The 18,234-nt window shown below is 29.0% G+C and carries 20 protein-coding genes; 2 read left to right on the plus strand and 18 right to left on the minus strand.

Annotated elements, in window-relative coordinates; genetic code table 11:
* Window positions 1-18: 18 nt before the first annotated feature.
* From M2214_RS10020 to M2214_RS10055, 9 genes are all read right to left on the minus strand, one after another.
* Window positions 19-636: a TetR/AcrR family transcriptional regulator gene (locus tag M2214_RS10020; RefSeq protein ID WP_248477008.1), complete on the minus strand. Its 618-nt coding sequence runs from the start codon at window positions 634-636 to the stop codon at window positions 19-21.
* 176 nt (window positions 637-812) lie between these two features.
* On the minus strand, window positions 813-1,298 hold the full coding sequence (locus M2214_RS10025; protein ID WP_248477010.1) for a DUF4489 domain-containing protein: 486 nt from the start codon (window positions 1,296-1,298) through the stop codon (window positions 813-815).
* A 15-nt stretch (window positions 1,299-1,313) separates the two neighbouring features.
* Window positions 1,314-2,267 carry a DUF4489 domain-containing protein gene (locus tag M2214_RS10030; RefSeq protein WP_248477012.1) on the minus strand — a complete coding sequence of 318 codons (954 nt, stop codon included), beginning with the start codon at window positions 2,265-2,267 and terminating at the stop codon, window positions 1,314-1,316.
* Between the two features lie 249 nt (window positions 2,268-2,516).
* Window positions 2,517-3,938 (minus strand): S41 family peptidase, encoded by a 1,422-nt coding sequence (locus M2214_RS10035; protein WP_248477014.1) that lies wholly within the window; start codon window positions 3,936-3,938, stop codon window positions 2,517-2,519.
* 649 nt (window positions 3,939-4,587) lie between these two features.
* The gene (locus tag M2214_RS18445) at window positions 4,588-4,704 is read right to left on the minus strand and encodes a DUF255 domain-containing protein (RefSeq protein WP_326521612.1); all 117 of its coding nucleotides are present in this window, start codon (window positions 4,702-4,704) and stop codon (window positions 4,588-4,590) included.
* On the minus strand, window positions 4,700-6,166 hold the full coding sequence (locus M2214_RS10045) for an MATE family efflux transporter (RefSeq protein ID WP_248477016.1): 1,467 nt from the start codon (window positions 6,164-6,166) through the stop codon (window positions 4,700-4,702). The genes M2214_RS18445 and M2214_RS10045 overlap by 5 nt, the downstream gene beginning before the upstream one ends.
* A 247-nt stretch (window positions 6,167-6,413) precedes the next feature.
* Window positions 6,414-7,232, minus strand: a complete 819-nt coding sequence (gene yidA, locus M2214_RS10050; RefSeq protein WP_248477018.1) for a sugar-phosphatase — start codon at window positions 7,230-7,232, stop codon at window positions 6,414-6,416.
* A gap of 110 nt (window positions 7,233-7,342) precedes the next feature.
* Window positions 7,343-7,477 (minus strand): hypothetical protein, encoded by a 135-nt coding sequence (locus M2214_RS18185; RefSeq protein ID WP_256466670.1) that lies wholly within the window; start codon window positions 7,475-7,477, stop codon window positions 7,343-7,345.
* Window positions 7,478-7,480: 3 nt separating this feature from the next.
* Window positions 7,481-7,660: a hypothetical protein gene (locus M2214_RS10055; RefSeq protein WP_248477020.1), complete on the minus strand. Its 180-nt coding sequence runs from the start codon at window positions 7,658-7,660 to the stop codon at window positions 7,481-7,483.
* Between the two features lie 241 nt (window positions 7,661-7,901).
* On the opposite strand from M2214_RS10055, the gene M2214_RS10060 reads away from it, so the two are divergent.
* Window positions 7,902-8,051: a hypothetical protein gene (locus M2214_RS10060; protein WP_248477022.1), complete on the plus strand. Its 150-nt coding sequence runs from the start codon at window positions 7,902-7,904 to the stop codon at window positions 8,049-8,051.
* Window positions 8,052-8,205: 154 nt separating this feature from the next.
* On the opposite strand, the gene M2214_RS10065 is transcribed toward M2214_RS10060, so the two are convergent.
* The 3 genes from M2214_RS10065 to M2214_RS10075 form a co-directional block, all read right to left on the minus strand.
* Window positions 8,206-9,804, minus strand: coding sequence for a DUF5050 domain-containing protein (locus M2214_RS10065; protein ID WP_248477031.1), 1,599 nt, complete (start codon window positions 9,802-9,804; stop codon window positions 8,206-8,208).
* Between the two features lie 517 nt (window positions 9,805-10,321).
* Entirely contained in the window at window positions 10,322-10,555 is a 234-nt protein-coding gene (locus M2214_RS10070) for a hypothetical protein (RefSeq protein ID WP_248477033.1), read from the minus strand.
* 255 nt (window positions 10,556-10,810) lie between these two features.
* A complete protein-coding gene (locus M2214_RS10075; RefSeq protein WP_248477035.1) occupies window positions 10,811-11,221 on the minus strand; it encodes a CGGC domain-containing protein in 411 nt (136 codons plus the stop codon).
* Window positions 11,222-11,360: 139 nt separating this feature from the next.
* Between M2214_RS10075 and pdxR the strand changes: the two genes are divergently transcribed.
* Window positions 11,361-12,767, plus strand: a complete 1,407-nt coding sequence (pdxR, locus tag M2214_RS10080; protein WP_248477037.1) for a MocR-like pyridoxine biosynthesis transcription factor PdxR — start codon at window positions 11,361-11,363, stop codon at window positions 12,765-12,767.
* A 456-nt stretch (window positions 12,768-13,223) separates the two neighbouring features.
* On the opposite strand, the gene M2214_RS10085 is transcribed toward pdxR, so the two are convergent.
* The 6 genes from M2214_RS10085 to M2214_RS10110 all read right to left on the minus strand — a co-directional run bounded on the left by M2214_RS10085 (window position 13,224) and on the right by M2214_RS10110 (window position 18,179).
* Entirely contained in the window at window positions 13,224-13,580 is a 357-nt protein-coding gene (locus M2214_RS10085; RefSeq protein WP_248477039.1) for a transposase, read from the minus strand.
* 137 nt (window positions 13,581-13,717) lie between these two features.
* Window positions 13,718-14,791: a uroporphyrinogen decarboxylase family protein gene (locus M2214_RS10090; protein WP_248477041.1), complete on the minus strand. Its 1,074-nt coding sequence runs from the start codon at window positions 14,789-14,791 to the stop codon at window positions 13,718-13,720.
* Window positions 14,785-15,447, minus strand: coding sequence for a corrinoid protein (locus M2214_RS10095; protein WP_248477043.1), 663 nt, complete (start codon window positions 15,445-15,447; stop codon window positions 14,785-14,787). Before M2214_RS10095 ends, M2214_RS10090 begins: the two co-directional genes overlap by 7 nt.
* Window positions 15,448-15,511: 64 nt before the next feature.
* Window positions 15,512-16,423, minus strand: coding sequence for a YibE/F family protein (locus M2214_RS10100; RefSeq protein WP_248477045.1), 912 nt, complete (start codon window positions 16,421-16,423; stop codon window positions 15,512-15,514).
* A gap of 28 nt (window positions 16,424-16,451) precedes the next feature.
* Window positions 16,452-17,369, minus strand: coding sequence for an ABC transporter permease (locus M2214_RS10105; RefSeq protein ID WP_248477047.1), 918 nt, complete (start codon window positions 17,367-17,369; stop codon window positions 16,452-16,454).
* The gene (locus M2214_RS10110; protein WP_248477049.1) at window positions 17,370-18,179 is read right to left on the minus strand and encodes an ABC transporter ATP-binding protein; all 810 of its coding nucleotides are present in this window, start codon (window positions 18,177-18,179) and stop codon (window positions 17,370-17,372) included. It lies immediately after the preceding gene.
* Between the last annotated feature and the right edge of the window lie 55 nt (window positions 18,180-18,234).

An 18,234-nucleotide genomic window follows, 5' to 3' on the forward strand; every position in this document is an offset into this window, starting at 1 on the left:
GAATACTATAGAGTATCTTTATAACATATTACCGCGAATAATAAACTTAATTTGTTCTCCTATGTTCTTGAGCATATCGGAATAAAATTCATTGCTATAAGTGTACTTTGTGAATTGAAATATAACACAGCTATATATACTTTCAACAGCTATATCTACATCAAATTCTTTTATTTGTTCATACTTTTTTTTCAGTTTACTAAGTAACTGTCTTGATTCTTCCATAACTATTTCATCCATACTAAAAAGACTTTTCCTTGCTCCTAATGCTTCTGAGTTATTAATGCTATAAACAACTGAAAAATATTCTTTAAGTAAATTTTTATTAACATTGGCCATTTTTTTAATATGAAAATCAATGAGATTAACCAATTCGTTGACTATTATATTTTCATCTATCTTTTCTGGTAGACATACTTCGTATCTTGCCATATCGAAACCTCTAAAAACAGCTTCAACAAATAACTCTCCCTTTGAGCTAAAATAATTAAAAAGTGTACCTTCTGCAATATTCGTACCTTTTGCAATTTCAGATGTTTTTACTTTCTTATATCCCTTTTCCTTAAAAACTTTCTCAGCATATTCTAATATAGCCTTTTTAGTATTTTTCTTCTTAATTTCTCTTAGACCAGCCATATATCCCTCCCTAAAATTATGAGTATACTCATTTATGATTATACTCATATTATATTGGCTTATAATAAAACAGTCAAATTAAAAAACAAGCCAATGAAAAATAATTGACTTGTTATTTGTTCATATATAATCAGTGTTAGAAATTTACTTAGTAATTTGATATATCAAAAATAAATTCATCCTCTATTGCTATTTCCATAATTCACTATAGCAGACATTTCTTGATTAGTTATATTGAAGCTCGTATTTTCAGTAATTATTTCTACTATTTGCAATATATATATGAATGAACTATCACAGCTATCACCTAAACAATCACAAAAGTTTAGTACTAATGGTTCAATAGTACTCAATTCCTGTACTGTGGTAGGTATAACTTCAGATGCTTTGTAATTCCAACATTCTAGTACTCTTGTACGCTCTGTATGATTAGACTTTCGAATTAATCTGTACGCTATGCTAAGCTTTGGATTAAAACCTCCAATCTCAAACTCTAAATTTTGAGAGTAGTTAATAAGGACATGAGGATTTTTTATATTTCTTGTATCTACCTTTACTAAAGCTAAATTTATAGGCTTATTATTTGGGGTTAAATAATTTGGAAAACTATCCTTAAATACTTTTCCACAATTTAAAAAAGGCATACCTGAACAAACTTTCATGAATTCCCCTCCTTTCTAACATAATCCTTGTTGGTCTTTTCCAAGATAAGCTTGAGCAGTCATACTTTTTTGGCTAATGTTATAAAAAGATTCTTTTGACAACTCTGCCTCAACTAATTGAATTGTATAGGTACAAGATAAATTAAATTTAGAATTTAAACATTCACAGTAGTTATATACAAGTGGTTCTTTAATATTAGTATCATTTACAAATACTCTTCTAAAAGGCCATTCTTTAAGAACCGTTGTAGTACAATCACTACAAGTTTTCACTAACCTGAAAGTTAAATTGTTGAAGCGACCTTCTTTTAAAACCGAAGTAATAAAACTTGAGAAATTAATTAAAACACATGCGTTATTATTACTTTCTATGTTAATTGTTAATTGAGTTAGTACAATAGGCTCATCCTCTTTTGTAAGATGAAGAGGTAAAACAGGGTTAAATACTTTTCCACATTTTATATAGGGCAAATAATTTTTACTACATCCATGTAACCCTCTTATAACTGTAGCTGTAATACTTTTATTATTTAAACCGTAGCTTTTAACATTATTCGTTTCAATTTGAATAATTTCTAATCTATAGATTATTCTGTTACTAATATTTTCATCTAAGCAATCACAATAACTAAGAACAGTTGGTTGATTGGTATCCAAATTAGCAATTTCTAGCATTTCTAAAGATTCAAGTCCAAATTCCCACTCTTGAAGAATTTGTGCATACTCTGAACATACATCTTTTCTAACTAGACGGTAAGTAATATTTAACTTTGGATTCAAACCTAATAAAGTAAAGTTTATAAACTCAGAAAATTTAACCAATACAAATGGCCTTGGTATATATTTTGTATTCACATTGACCTCTGCTAGTACAATTGGTGGTTCACTTTTCTCTAAGTTATTGGGCAACTCAGTTTGGTATACCTCCCCACACTTGATATATGATGGTAAACAGCTTTTTATACTCATTTTTATCTCCTTAACATTTTATATTTCTAATTATTCTAGTTGAGATAGCAACCAGTACTTATTAAATAGTATGCAGTCACAGTAATGACTGTTACCTGTTAAATAATATCTATATCTACTCTAAAAACTGAAAAAAGAGTCCATTTTATTTATTGGACTCTCTTATATTAATCAACCTTATTTAATTTTTGATTTAGGTATAATAGCGTGGTTTTCACCAAATTATATATATTTCTCAAGGTCTAAGTATTACTTACCTAATTTATTTTTTATTATATCTAATGCTACACCTAAAGCATCCATTCCTCCTAAATCCTTAATATCATAATCAGGAATAACCCCTCTTCCTGTATCAAGTCCATTAGGTCTTACAAAATATTTATGCGATACAAATGCATCTAATCCTGTATTAGGAAGTTTAAATCCATATATATCCCCATAATTTGTAGCAAGTCCACCAGTTTCTTCCCCTATTAAATATCCCATTTTATAATCCTTGACAGTTGAAGATAACATAACTGCGCTTGAAAAAGTATTTCTTCCTATCAAAAAATATACGTCTCCTTTAAATTTAGGTTTGTCTAAATAATCTCTTGAAACTACTGGTTTTTGCATATATATTTGTCCAAGCATTTTAGAATATTCATCTTTTAGCTGTTTTATTTCTTCTTCGCTTGCTCCTTTTTCTTTCGCTAAATCAGAATAATATTTTATTATTTCATTACTTATCTTTATATCGCATCTATTTGCCTGAGCATAATTACCATCATAAATATATTCTATTAATAAATCTCCTAGCTGAGAATTTCCTCCTCCATTTTTCCTCAAATCAACTATAAGATTATTTATATTGTCCTTATTTATTTCTTCAAATGTTTTATCTAAAAAAACTTTAAACTTATCTAAGTCTGCAAACACATTAAAAGTAATTACTCCTGTATTATCATTCAATTTCTCATATCTGTAATAATCTTTATTATTTTTATTCTTAGGATTTATCTTATCCGCTTCTTCCTTACTAATACCTTTTAGTTTTATAATTTCTTCTTCTGTATCTTTTTTAATTTTAATAATATATTCATCCTTTAATTCATTATCTATATAATAATTCAATATAAAATTATTTTCCATACAACATTCTTTAAAAGGTTTAAGGGAACCACTTATATATTTTGACATTTCATTATATATTTTTGAAGAATCTTTATCGTTTATTGATTCAATCATCCACCCTTTATATTTTTGATATTCTTTTTTATACGTATTTTTTATATACATTTTACCATCTTCTATCTCTACATCCATATACAATATCTTATCAGATGCTGTGATTTTTTCTATGTAATCTTGCGGAAGCTGTATACTCGTGTGTCCATCTTGAAGCTTACTTATAATAGGTGCACACTTTCTATAAACATCTATGCTATTTATAGGTTTATCTATTTCTTTTAACTGTTCATCTATCTCTTTTTTTATATCTTCCTTAGAAACTTTAAAATATAGATTAGGATGCACATCTTCCATTGTTTTTATCATAAATTCAATATCTTCTTTAACCTGATTTTTTGAATAAACGTTTTCTTTTTCCTCAGTATTATTTGCATAAGCAGTAATTAAACATAAACTGAAAACCAAAAAAGTAAATAAAATATTTTTCACCAATCTTTTCATGATAATCCCCCTATCTTAATAGAATATATAATTATACTTCTTATCTAGACAAAAAAAGAAAATCCTGTTTAACTATATAATTTCTCAAATAATTTTATTTTTATAGCATTTACATTCTATTTTTGCCTTCTCTCTGTAATATAAAAATGTAACAAAAATTGTGTAAGATATGAATATTATTATAAAAACTATACTTCATTATATCATGCACGCTTTATATTTTTGCTATTTTTTCAATATAATTCCATATGTATTAAGCCTATATAAACTGTATTTTATTTAAAATTGTAATTACTTGGCGGGATCAAAATTTTTATGTATCGATATATATTATCATATACTAGACAAAATTATAGTATAACAATCAATCTAATCAATCGGCCTTTAGCATTATATAAATATAGTAGAATTTTTAAGTCATATTCTGTCTCTATAAGAAACCCGTCTGACCTAATACCCACGTAAAAAAGACAGCTTAATTTTAAGCTGTCTTCATTATCACAAATCTTTTTATTATTTACTTAATTCAGTAATCAAAATAGAAGAAAACTATATGGATACTCTTGAACAAAGTGAATATTTGTTTTTTGTCACCTTCTCGGTTTCAACTTAATGCCTGGAATTAAGATTTTGATTTAGCAAATGCTTCTTAAGCCCAAGGAAACCAGTCTACAGGGTTATATGCATGCTGTAACAGGTATGGACTTTTTTTATTTACTGTACCTACTTTAAAAGTTTTTGTTCTTAAATTAAATATATATTTAATTTTTTAATTGTAGTTTTAATGACATATCCTCAGATTTTTTATTTTCTAAAGAGTTGTTATTTAATTGTTTATTTACTTTAACAGCTAGAATACTAGTAATAACTATTGTAACTATATCTGCTGCAAATTGAGTATAAACTACGCCATACATTCCCGGCTGAATTGAATTTGGCAATAAATTTACTAAAAAACTAAGTGAATTTATATGCCTTTCAAAAAAACTAGGTAAAATCACTATTGATGGTATAAGAAATAATCCTTGTCTTGAAATAGATAAAATCCCAGCTGGAATACTTTTACCAAGTGCTTGAAATAAACATGCATAAACTAATTGAAACCCCAAAAATGGTATTAATATATTTGAAGCTATAATATAGTTAATACCAATAGATATAACCTCAGTATCCTTCGTAAAAAACTTCATTAGGGCTTCAGCTTGCGTTATACATACTATTGAAAGAATTGTTGAAAAAGCAGTAGTCCATATCAAAGATAATTTTATGGATTTAGATACACGTTCATAGTTTTTTGCACCATAATTGTATCCTACAACAGGCATAAAACCTTGATTATAACCAAATATCACATAAATTCCTATAGTTACTATTCTAAGAGTAATCCCAACAGCTGCAACTGCGCTATCCCCATATGCTGCTGATGCTGTATTTAAAAGCCCCATGGACATACTTGTTAAAAACTGCATGAAAAATGTTGGAATTCCTATTTTCATAATCTCAGAATATATTTTTTTTGAAAAACTAAACAGTTTAGCATCTATTTTTATAAAACTTTTTCCTCTAAAGAAATATTGAGTCAAATAAATTGTTGATACTATTTGTCCTGTAACAGTTGCAACTGCTGCTCCTTTTATTCCCATATCAAATACAAACATAAATATTGGATCTAATATTATATTTAAACCTGCCCCTAAACAAATTGCAAACATACTAAACTTTGCATTACCTTCTGCACGTATCATATTGTTAAGTGTCATATTAAGCATAATAAAAACAGAACCTGATATTAATATTTTAGAATAACTAACAGCATACGGCATAATTGTTTGTGTAGCTCCAAGTGATTTAAGAATCTGATTTAAAAAAACATGCCCAAAGATTGTACATATAATGCCAACTGCAACTACAGAAAAAAATGCAGTTGATGTTGCTTTATCTGCTCCATCTTTTCTATTTTCTCCTAAGCATCTAGCTATATATGAAGCTGCTCCTACACCAAACATTAATCCTACAGCTGAAAGAAGCATCATTAATGGATATGCTACAGAAACTGCTCCCATGGCTGATGTATCATTTAACATTCCAACAAATGCTGTATCAGCTAAATTATAAATTACATTTACTAGCTGAGCAATTATTGCAGGTATAGCAAGGCTTAATAAAACTTTTTTCATTTCGCCTTCACCCATTATTTTGGCTCTTTTTTCTCTTTCATCAACCTTCAATTTATATACCTCCATACTTAAATAATCATTCTTTAATTTCAATCTTAGGTTTAAATCTATAATGAATATCAATTCATCTTATATGAACCATTATTCATTATAAATCTATAATATATCTATGTCAAGTGTTATAAAAATCTAGAATCATATATTACAGCTAGTATTAGCCCTAGGTAGAAGAGATTACAATTGAAAAACAGCATGAATCCGATTTAATACCGTAATCATGCTGCTTAGAGTCTTTTTATTATACTGCTTCTACTTTTTCTATCATAAACTTATTTATAACATGTGCAACACCATCTTCTTCATTTGATAAAGTTATATAATCTGCAATTTCTTTAACTTCATCAAATCCGTTTTCCATGGCAACTCCAAGTCCTGCATATTCAATCATTGCAAGATCGTTTTCTGCATCTCCAACACAAATTACTTTATCTGAATTAATACCAAGCTCATTTGCAACTGCATTAATTCCTACTCCTTTATTTACAGATTTGTGTAAAAACTCTAAAAAGAAAGGAGCACTCTTTACGATAGTATATTTATCTTTAATATTTTGAGGTATTTTAGGAATGATCTCATCTATTAATTCAGGTTCATCAATCATCATAACCTTAACTATAGTTTCACCTTTATCAACAGACTCAACTGGTAATTTATGAACATCTATTCCATTCATACTACCCTCTAAATCTGTATACTTATTGTTCTTTGGTGTAATTATACTAGATTCTGTTAATGCATGTATGTTAACACCAAGTTCTTTGCTCAGTTCATAAAGTTCTTTGTAATCATCTAAGCTTAAAGTTGTCTTAGAGATAACCTTTCCACTTTTAGTAGTTTGAACTAACGCTCCATTAAATGCTACAACATAATCCTCATCAGAAATAAGGTCTAACTCTTTAAGAAATTTCTTTACACCAAGGAGTGGTCTTCCAGTTGCAAGAACAACCTTCTTCCCCTGCTTCTTTGCCTGTTGAATAGCTTCATAATTAGCCTTTGATACTTTCTTTTCTTTATTAAGTAAAGTACCATCCATATCTAATCCAATTAATTTATACATAGTTTTCCTCCTGTTGTCTATTAATCATTATATATATTAAAATAATATTATAATATATTTTTTACATTTTGAAAAACCCTTTAAGATATAAACTTAAAGGGTTCAATTCATTATTTGGGCATAACTACTATGTATCCGACAATATTTACTATTAATAAAATAATGTATGTTATATTTATACAATCTAATAAGCCACCACCTGTTCTTTTTTTACTATTTTTAGTTCCATACTCTATTTCTAGCATTGGCTAATCTAAATTAGCATATATAGTTTGATCATCTCCACCAATTCTTATTAATCCTGCATCTGACTTTACATTGAATATATTATAAAGTAGTAGTGCTAAATATATAAATCCCCATACCATGAAAAATAATTCTAGATTCTTAGGTTGATTATTAAAATAAAAATGCAATTCTATTAACAAAAGTATAAGTATCCACTTTGATTTTTTTACACATATATGTAAGCCCCCCTACCATTTGTAATATCTTCTAACATTACTATATGGTTCACTCTCACTACTTTTAGTCCAACTTATCATTATCTAACATTCTACTATGAATTAGGCTTTTTCTATGTATTAACCTAAAACGGCCCCTTATAGGTAATTTTATTTTAATTATATAATATTTTACCATTAAAAGAATATTAATGCGGCTAAATCAATGGCATACAAAATAGCAGTTCTATCCAAAAGACCCATCATAATAAAAGATATATATAACATAATCCTGATGGTAAAAGATGAAAAAGCACCTCTTCCTTTAAATAATTTCCAAAACTTAAAAAGTATTCTAACGCCATATGAAAGTTAGCAAATACAAACTACTCTGATGGATATCTCGAATTTATAAAATTTAAGCCTATATCTTTTATTTCTTAACTCAGAAGATATAGGCTCTCTTTGATCAACCACTTTTAAATTAACACTCTCTTAGAAACATACAATGGCAAATTGTTGTATAATTTCTAACTACTTTTTAAGTCCACTATTTTTATTGATTTATCACTTTCTGAAATTATTATAATTTTGTCATCATCTACGAAACTATCAGAAACTTGATCTGTAATTGCTAAATTTAAATCACCAGATTTATCAAGCACTTTTATGCCATAATCTTCTCCTGATAAAAGAGTACATATTATTTTATTATTTTCTATTTTAATATTTTTTAAATGATCCTTTAAGACAAGTGTATCTTCATTAGCTGTATCTACCTTATACAATTTTAAATTTCCATCTTTATTTGATACCGTATAATATATATTTCCATCTACTTCACAATACCTATCATAATAACCAGAAAGTTTATTATCTGATAATTTTTTTTCATTTGTTCCATCTAAGTCTGATGAATATAAATATTTGTCCTCATCTTTTAAATAATAAATCTTATTATTTATAATTTTAAAATTTTCCACTCCAAAATTTGTAATCTTTATAGTTTCATCTTTATTTAAATCTATCTTATAAATATAACTTTGTTCACTATCTTTTATTGGATAAGTATATGCAAGTATATAAACCTTATCATTTATTACTGTAGTAGATTTATCAGAATTATACCCCTCTTGTATGTTCCATCTATATATAAGATTTGGATTTCCTATACTTTTTTCTTTATCTATACCTCCTTGTTTTGATGAAAGAAAAAAATTAGCTCCACTTTTAGGATATCCTTGATATATCTTAAGAGTACCATTTGAAGTATTTTTAAAATCAAGATAACCACTCTCTTCTACTGTAGCTTTCCCCTCATCATTTACCTTACAATATACATCTTGCCCCATTGCAGCTCCTCCAGAATGATAATAAAACCAGAGAGCTTTATCTGCTTTATAAAATGTCAAACTATTATTAAATCCATAGTGTGTATCTATTTCATAAGAATACACTAATTCTTTATTATATATATTACTATCCTTAACTCTATACACTTTATTTGTCTTATTTACAGTTTCTACAAAATAATAATAACCATTAAATACTGCAACATCATTTTCACCTGCATACTTAGGAAGATTTACTGTTTTTACCTGTGGGTTATTGGATTTTATCATAAGTCCTTTTGACTTATCCCAAACATATTCCCACCCAAATGTATCATGGGCAAATTTCCATGTGAGTGGAAAATAGGTTACATTGTTAAAGCTTAAAAGAGGATATTCCTCTTTAGAATTATCGATTGAATTCCCATTTGCTGTAATCTTAAATGTAGGTATAGTTGCATTATAACTATTTCTATTTTTATGTTTTGTTTTATATTGTACATAAGATGATGTGACCTTGCTTTGAATAATTTCAAAACCTTCATTCTGTGTCCATTTTGTTTCTAATCCCAAAAGCCTACAATCATACCATGTCATTGGAAAATATGTCATATCTTTATATACCAAAAGTGGATATTCTCGATATAAATTATCAATCTTATTTTCATTTATAGTAACATTAAATTTTGGTAATCTAACTTTTACACTTTTTTCTACGGCAAAACTTTCTTTTGCAACTAATATAAAGCTTAGACAAACTACAAATACCAATACCAATGTAAAAATCTTCTTTCGCATATAAATCGCCTCCTTAGTTTTTTAGTATGTTTATTATTATATCATGTTTATTGGCAATAATTTTACATTTTTACATATTATGTAACTCAGTTAATCCAAGTTCAATCATCCATTGGAAAGAAGTTTTTGTGCCATTTATAGTATATAGAAGATTCTATATTTAGTGTAGATTTTCACACAAATTCTATCCAACACAATATTTATCATATATACCATTATTCTAAATAATTGAGTATATAAATATAATTTAATAGGTAGTCTCATATTATGAAAAAATGAGTTAACATTCTCTCTTGTATATATTTAAAAAAACTTATACTAACGGTTTGAACTCTTTATCATATAATATCAATAAGGTTTTTCTTTTCATACAAAATACTCAAGCATAAAATAGATATAAATACAAGCTATCCGAAGACTTATCTTGTATAAAAACACTAGATAATATCCTATATCTATAATGAACCCGACTGACCCAAATCCCATAGGTTACCATACAGATCTTTAAATACTGCAACTAATCCATATATATCTCACTATTAAAGTCCATATATAATGCACTAGCAATAATATATGTATCTATCATTTCGTTTGTACTAATAGTATATTTTATCTCTTCACTTGTTTGAAATAAGATATTTGAATCTAACTCTTTTTCATTAGTTTCTCTCTCATCTATACTATATGATGTTAAAGATATTGTTGATAAACAAAATAATAATACCCCAACTATGATAATCTTTTTAAACATTTTAGTACTCCTCCCTTTTGTATACTTTAACTTAAAAGTTTTTTCTAAAAAACCGCTACTATTTATGGCACGGTTCTCCGTATCTACTCTAAAGGAGGTCATTTTATAAAAAAAAATATCCTAGAATAGATTTTTCCATTCTAGGATGTATACTAATTAAGCATTTTATTGAGATTTCTCTAAGACTTAATTAAGATTATTATACATTTTAATATGTACATATTTTTTTAATATTATTTTTTGTCTTTAAAGCTTTTAATAATTTTTATATACACCTTGTTCTCTTTTATTTTCTGCACTTTTACTTATGTAAGTCTTCTCTACTAGATTTTTATATCCTTTTTTTAGAATAATGCTTTTAATGTAGTCAACATGAGGGCATCTATCAGAATGATGATTATCAGTTACCATACAAGATGATAGATGAATAAAAACATCATCTTTATTTACACTATTAAATTTTCTAGCCTTTTTAGCAAAATGCTCTAATTTTGCTGCTATACCTTTTCCACAACATCCACCACAAGTGAAAGAAATATATCTTATATCACTTTCATATTTTTCAAACATTTCCTCCCTATTATAAAAGGCATTAGTGCAAGCAAAACCACTACATCTTCTATGTGTAAGATCACACTGAATAATAACAACATACTTTACATTCATGTTGGTTCCTCCCTTTAATTATCAATACATACTCTATATTTTACTTTGAACTCCATTTTAAAATAGTGTATCATAATATTGTATATACTGTTAGATACAGTTATTGCTAAACTAATAGGTACAAGTTTGGAGGTATGTTATGAAAGAGATAATACTTAATCTACAAAAAAACTCTAACGAACCACTATACATACAAATTTACAAATATATTCGTGAAGAAATAACAGCTAATCGAATAAAAAGAGGTGCTAAACTACCTTCTATTCGTCATCTAGCAGATTATCTAAACGTAAGCAAAATTACAGTGGATAATGCATACCAACAACTATTAGTTGAAGGGTATATAGAAAGTAGACAGAGAAGTGGAATGTACGTTCAACATATTGAAGAAATGTTAATTACACCAATAGAAGTTAATAAAATGAATATTTGTCCGACCCCATCTTTTAATCATATCAAGTATGACTTTCATTATGGAACTATTGATACTGACAGTTTTAACTTTAATATATGGCGAAAGTTAACTTCTCAAGTTTTAAAATCATCCAAGGTACAACTCCTTCAGTATGGAGAGCCTCAAGGAGAATTAGATTTTAGAGAAGAAATAGCAAAATATCTTAGGTTATCAAGAGGTGTATTATGCTCCTCTGATCAGATTATAGTCACATCAGGTACTCATAATTCCTTACAGTTATTGTGTGAGTTAATAGACTATAATGATAGATCAATAGCAATTGAAAACCCTGGATGGAGTAATGCTAAGTTTATCTTTGAGAAAAACAACTTTGAAATAACTCCTATTCCCCTAGATAAAGATGGTATCTGTTTAAAAACATTAAAAGAAAATTCCTCAAAATTTGTTTATGTTACTCCTTCTCATCAATTTCCATCTGGAATAGTTATGCCTATTACAAGAAGGCAACACCTCTTAAGATGGGCTAAAAATAGTAAAACTTTCATTATTGAAGATGATTATGATAGCGAGTTTCGTTATATGGGTAGACCTATTCCCTCCTTGCAAGGTCTTGATGATGATGAGCGTGTTATTTATCTTGGTACATTTTCAAAGTCTCTTGCTCCTTCTTTACGTATGAGTTATATGGTTTTACCTAAGAAATTGCTAGATAAATACAAGCAGAATGTGTCTATGTACGAACAATCAACTTCAAGGTTAAATCAAAAGACTCTTCAATTGTTTATGGCTGATGGTTATTGGGAACGACATATTCAAAAGATGCGTAAAGTCTATCGTAAAAAATATAGTCTATTAATAAAATCCATAGAAGATTACTTAAATAGTAACGTGAGATTAATCGGTGGAAACGCAGGTCTACACATACTTCTAGAAATAAGAAATGGTATGTCCGAAGATATGATTATTCAAAAAACAGAAATGGCAGGTGTTAAAATATATCCAACCTCAAAATACTGGATGACTCATAGTGATTTAGAGTACCCCATTTTCTTAATAGGTTTTGGAGGTCTAAGTGAAAATCAAATAATAGAAGGGATAGAATTACTTGGAGACGTATTAAATAGCAATTAATTATAAAAAATACTAATATTGTCTTTAATATAATAGATGAGGACAATGTTAGTTATTAATTAACTTTTTATCTTGATGTTAGTATAAGAGTGTTGACGATCTATTTTTTAATACTTTTTCATTTATCTAATTTTGCTTATATCTTTAAATCTTATATAGTTCTTTTCTTTCTAATTGAGAACTATTACCTAAATAAGTTAATATGTCAAGAACCTGGCACAAAAAAGAAATAAGAGGTTCTAAAAATAACCTGTTATCTTTCTTATGTTTTTTCTGTATTAGCATTTTTTTTATTGTTTTTTTCAATAGCTTCAAATAATGCTCGTTCTAATGTACCTAATGATTCAGTCATTCAAAAAACATATAGGAAAGTTAAAGTTTTTGATATTTTTTCAACAACCCCCCCCTTTATCTTTCATTAAATTTTATTAATCTAAGCTATCTTCAAAAATTCATCTAATAATTTTTTATATTCAAAAATGATAAATCTAGTATTTCATAGTTATTAGTTCCTTTTATATATTCTTTTAAACTAGAAAACCCATAGTTTTCTACTTTATCTTCATATTTAGGTATATCCTTTGGATTATTATGTATATAGGATGATAAAGTTATTAAATATTTTTCATAGGTAACAATTTTACTTTTAAATCTATCCTGAAATAAATGTCCATGATTATCCATAAGACAATATGCATAAACCTTAAACTGATATTTCCTTTGATACCCTTTTATTAATGATAAATACTTTAATTTATCACTATCTTCCTTGAACAGATCTAATTCACTTTTTACACGGGCTACTCTAGGCATAAAAAATACTACCCCTTTATTCTTTTTAAGGATAGTATTCTTTAAAGTAATATATTTTATTTATATAGTTTAACTGTCCCATATAAAAAATAATAATATAATATATTTTTTTATAGTCTGTACTAAATATATAATACTTATCTATGCAACATCCTCTCCAACTTCTCAATATCAACAGGATAACCAATTTCCCTCGCCGTATCCATCATGGCCTCAATATTTTTAAAGGGGGTTTCCACAGGTAAACTACACCCAGACATAATTACATATCCCTTTGGACTATCCCAAGCCTGCTGAACACATTCAATAACAGCTCTTCTTACATCCTTAGGTGTCCCTCCATATATAATAGAAGCAGGATCTACATGTCCTAAAATTTTAACTCGATCTCCAATTTGATCTTTGCATTTTTTTAAATCAACCACATTATCAATACTAAATCCTGCAATACCCATCTCAACAATATCTTCCCATATTTTATCTGTATTTCCACATATATGCATAGTCACACCTTTGCCCTTGCTATTAATAAACTCAATGAGCCTCTTTAAATAAGGCTTTCCAAATTCACGAAAATGCTTAGGGCTCACAACTGTACAAGATGACATAGGCTCTGAAATAGTAGGAGTCAGTCCAACATCAATAATGGCCTGAGCGTAATTTATACATGTTTCTAATGAAACTTCACATAATTTATGTACAGCTTCTGGGTTTTTAAAAAAGAGCTTAGTCATTTTTTCAATACCAATTAAGAAAAAGGCATTTGTAAAGGGTCCCACCAAACCACCAGCACAGGGCACTTCCTTTCCTACCCCATCTAGCAGATATTTCATTGCTTCAATATGTATAGGAAGTCTTCCATCCTTATAGGGATCAGCAGGCTGTAATTGTGATATTTTATCAATATCATCAATGGCGGGCTTCTCTAAATCAGCAGTATTATCCTCTGGAAAATATACCTTTGCTCCCATAGCTTCTGCCCATGGAAAAAGATCTGTAAAAATTCTTACTCCATCATATCCAAATCTTTTATAAGAAGCAATTTGAGCATTGGCAATGGTCTTTGCACTTGTATTAAATTCAGATATCTTGCATCCATAAACACGAGCAACTCCATTAGCTACATTCGGATTACATGGCAATCGGTCGACTTTCTCACCTTTACTAAGGGCGATAGCTCTCTCCATAGGAGTCATTTGATCCTTTAACATTTTATAACCCCCCCTGCCAACTCTTTCGCTACCTTTGCAGCTTCTCCAGCACTGTTTGTATAAGCATCTGCACCAATTTTGTCAGCAAAGCTCTGAGAAATAGGTCCTCCACCTACCATTACCTTAAATTGATCTCGTATATTTTCTTTTTTCAATATTTTTATAACCTCTTCCATTCCAACCATGGTCGTAGTCATTAGGGTTGATAAACAAATAATTTGTGCACCTTTTTCCTTTGCTTTTTCAACGAAATCCCTTGGTGGAACATCTCTTCCTAAGTCTTCCACCTCAAACCCTGCAGTTTCCATCATGATCTTTACTAAGTTCTTACCAATATCATGAGTATCCCCTTCAACTACACCAATAACAGCCTTATATTTTTCCCCCTGCCCGTTTCTTACAATATGAGGCTTTAATACATCTAGTCCAGCATACATGGTATCAGAGCACATTAATAATTCTGGAATATAATATTCTTCCTCCTCGTACAACTGACCTGCCCGTTCCATCCCTTTGGCTAAACCGTCATTTATTCCTTCTAGAGCATCAAACATATTTTCTATATACCTGCTTGCTACTTCCTGTACTCTCTCCTCTTCCATCTCTACAACACAATAAGCCAAATCTTCTAACAAACTTTTTTGTAAATCACTCATATCCTTCTTCCACCCCTTTTTATTGTCTATTTTTTATTAACTATCCACCATCTGTTTAGATTCCTTATGTATTCTCTTCTTTAATCATGAAATTCTTAAAATTAATCTTTTCTAACCATCCATTTACTCTCTCGCTTCTACTTAACACCCCTGACACTATTGCCGTCAATGGTATGGTAAAAACAAGACCAGTGCTTCCAGCCAAAGCTCTAACAACCTCTGAAGCAATATTGTCTCTTGTAATAATTTGTATAAGGGAGATATCATAAGTAGATAATAATAGCATAAGATTCAAACTACTTCCCACATAAGCTAAAATTAAGGTATTCGACATTGTTCCCATAATATCACGTCCAACATTCATTCCAGCAGAAATTAGATCATCAGTTGTAATTTTAGGATTGGCCAGCTCTATCTCATGCATGGCTGAAGCAATAGACATACCCACATCCATAGCAGCTCCTAGAGAACCAATAATAATCCCTGAAAATAACAAGCCTTTAAAATCTATATTTTTTGAATAAAGGATTAAATGTATGGATTCCTCATTTCCCAACCCAGTAAGATTTGCCATAGATCCAATCATTAAGGCCAAAAAACCAGCAATGATTACCCCACCTGTTGTTCCAATAATAGCAGATAGTGTTTTTTTATTGATTCCACAAACGATTAATAAGGTTATGATAATCACAACAGCACAAATACACACAGAAACAAATACTGGATTATATCCTTTAAGAATCATTGGAAGGAGGACTTTTACGATTGCAAAAATAGTAAATACCAAAGTAAAAATAGACTTTAAGCCTTTAAAGCCTCCTATAATAAGCAAACCTCCTAAAAAAATCACCAATAGATACAGTAGTGATATTTTTTCCTTTAATAAACTATCTATTGGTAAATGAGGTATGATTAAATTTAAAATTAACAGTATACCTATCATATATATCCATGGAGTAAATTTGTTTTTGAACATAAATACGCTCCCTCTAAAATAATGAATACTAATTTTTCCATCTCAGCAATTGTTTTTCTATCTTATCAAAACAATGAGTAATCCCTGTTACAACCATTCCTATAAAAATAATTCCTACTACCACTCTTGGATAGTCGGCAAAGTCAGAAAAATATTTTACATACCACCCTAAGCCTGATGAAGCACCAATCATTTCAGCAGAGGTTAATAAAATAAATGATAGCACCAAACCTAAAGTTGTTCCACTGATAATGGAAGGCAATACCCCAGGAAGAATAATTTTAAATAACATGGTCTGTTCTTTTACATTTAAAACCTTAGCTGAGTCAATAATTCTTTTATCAATATTGAATGTTCCATTTAATGTATTTATAAATATTGGCCAGAAGGCCCCAATAAAAATAATAAAAATGGAAGCACTTTTAAAATTAGGCAATATGGCTATAGCATAGGGAATATAAACAATAGGAGGTATTGGTCCTAATACCTTTGTCAAAGGATTTACAGTTAAAAATAATCTTTTTCTCCATCCTATAATCAATGCCAATGGAATGGCAGTAACTAATGCCAAAATATATCCAATGACCAAAAGCTTCAAAGAGCTTACCAATCCCTCCAAAAGGGCTGGAATTTCTGATATAAACACTGCCACAACTTCTCCTGGCATCGGAAAGAGTAGATTATGAAGTACATCTAGCTTTGTGGTTAATAGCTCCCATATCATGATACATCCATATATAATGGCTGTAACATCTCCTATGGATTGTCTTTTCTTTTCATCCTTTTTAAAGATTAAATTTAAAATATATAAAAATTCTATACCAACGATCATTCCAATCAGTTCCTTAGTGTAGAAGATTTCACTATTTTTTTTTGCAGGTAACAATAATTCTAGTCCTATGATTGCCGCAAATAATATATTGGTTATATTGAATATTCTTCTCATTTACGATACCTCCCACACTTTCCTCTCTGTTTCATTTATCAAATCATCAAATAATAATTGTACCAACATATTTCTTAATTCTATATACTTATTATTTTTACTTAAAATAGATCTATTTCTTGGTCTATTAAAATCTATATTAATCTCTTCTTTAATAGATCTACTATTGGCAGACATTACAATAATCCTATCTGATAATAAAATAGCCTCATCCACATCATGAGTAACAAAAACGACTGTTTTTTTCTTTTCTCCATTACTCCAAAGACCCAAAAGCAATTCCTGTAATTCCATCCTATTTTTAGCATCTACGGCGCTAAAGGGTTCATCCATCAGCAAAATATCAGAATTCATAGCAAAGGCCCTCGCAATTGCAACCCTTTGTTGCATACCACCAGATAATTGTGATGGATACTTATGGGCAACTTCTTTTAACCCTACCAATTCTAGATATTCATCTGCAATTCTTTCAATATCCTTTTGATTTCTATTTTCATCTAATTGTTTTAGTCCAAAGATAATATTTTTTCTAGCACTCATCCATGGAAATAATGAATAATGTTGAAAAACAACACCACGCTCATTTCCTGTTCCTATAACTTCTTTATTATCTAACAAAATTTTCCCCTCTGATGGAAAATTTAGTCCTGCAAGAAGACTTAGCAAAGTACTTTTTCCACAGCCACTAGGTCCAATAATACTTACAAACTCCCCTTCTTGAATAGATATGTTTACATCATTAATAACAGGAATAGTCAAACTTTTATCTTCATAACTAAATGATACATTGTCTAATTTAATCTTATACATAATACCACCCTTTCAAGAAAAGTCTTAAGGGTAAATTTATATATTTATATAAACT

The organism is Tepidibacter aestuarii, assembly GCF_934924865.1.
Lineage (GTDB): Bacteria > Bacillota > Clostridia > Peptostreptococcales > Peptostreptococcaceae > Tepidibacter_A > Tepidibacter_A aestuarii.

Bases quoted from the DNA above. Each gene is read 5' to 3' on its own strand.
- M2214_RS10070 (WP_248477033.1), bottom strand. From the start codon at position 10,555: ATGTTTAAAAAGATTATCATAGTTGGGGTATTATTATTTTGTTTATCA.
- M2214_RS10110 (WP_248477049.1), bottom strand. From the start codon at position 18,179: ATGTATAAGATTAAATTAGACAATGTATCATTTAGTTATGAAGATAAA.
- M2214_RS10065 (WP_248477031.1), bottom strand. From the start codon at position 9,804: ATGCGAAAGAAGATTTTTACATTGGTATTGGTATTTGTAGTTTGTCTA.
- M2214_RS10035 (WP_248477014.1), bottom strand. From the start codon at position 3,938: ATGAAAAGATTGGTGAAAAATATTTTATTTACTTTTTTGGTTTTCAGT.
- M2214_RS10090 (WP_248477041.1), bottom strand. From the start codon at position 14,791: ATGTTAAAGGATCAAATGACTCCTATGGAGAGAGCTATCGCCCTTAGT.
- M2214_RS10095 (WP_248477043.1), bottom strand. From the start codon at position 15,447: ATGAGTGATTTACAAAAAAGTTTGTTAGAAGATTTGGCTTATTGTGTT.
- M2214_RS10060 (WP_248477022.1), top strand. From the start codon at position 7,902: ATGGCATACAAAATAGCAGTTCTATCCAAAAGACCCATCATAATAAAA.
- M2214_RS10030 (WP_248477012.1), bottom strand. From the start codon at position 2,267: ATGAGTATAAAAAGCTGTTTACCATCATATATCAAGTGTGGGGAGGTA.
- M2214_RS10085 (WP_248477039.1), bottom strand. From the start codon at position 13,580: ATGCCTAGAGTAGCCCGTGTAAAAAGTGAATTAGATCTGTTCAAGGAA.
- yidA (WP_248477018.1), bottom strand. From the start codon at position 7,232: ATGTATAAATTAATTGGATTAGATATGGATGGTACTTTACTTAATAAA.
- M2214_RS10020 (WP_248477008.1), bottom strand. From the start codon at position 636: ATGGCTGGTCTAAGAGAAATTAAGAAGAAAAATACTAAAAAGGCTATA.
- M2214_RS10075 (WP_248477035.1), bottom strand. From the start codon at position 11,221: ATGAATGTAAAGTATGTTGTTATTATTCAGTGTGATCTTACACATAGA.
- pdxR (WP_248477037.1), top strand. From the start codon at position 11,361: ATGAAAGAGATAATACTTAATCTACAAAAAAACTCTAACGAACCACTA.
- M2214_RS18185 (WP_256466670.1), bottom strand. From the start codon at position 7,477: ATGCTAGAAATAGAGTATGGAACTAAAAATAGTAAAAAAAGAACAGGT.
- M2214_RS10105 (WP_248477047.1), bottom strand. From the start codon at position 17,369: ATGAGAAGAATATTCAATATAACCAATATATTATTTGCGGCAATCATA.
- M2214_RS10100 (WP_248477045.1), bottom strand. From the start codon at position 16,423: ATGTTCAAAAACAAATTTACTCCATGGATATATATGATAGGTATACTG.
- M2214_RS10025 (WP_248477010.1), bottom strand. From the start codon at position 1,298: ATGAAAGTTTGTTCAGGTATGCCTTTTTTAAATTGTGGAAAAGTATTT.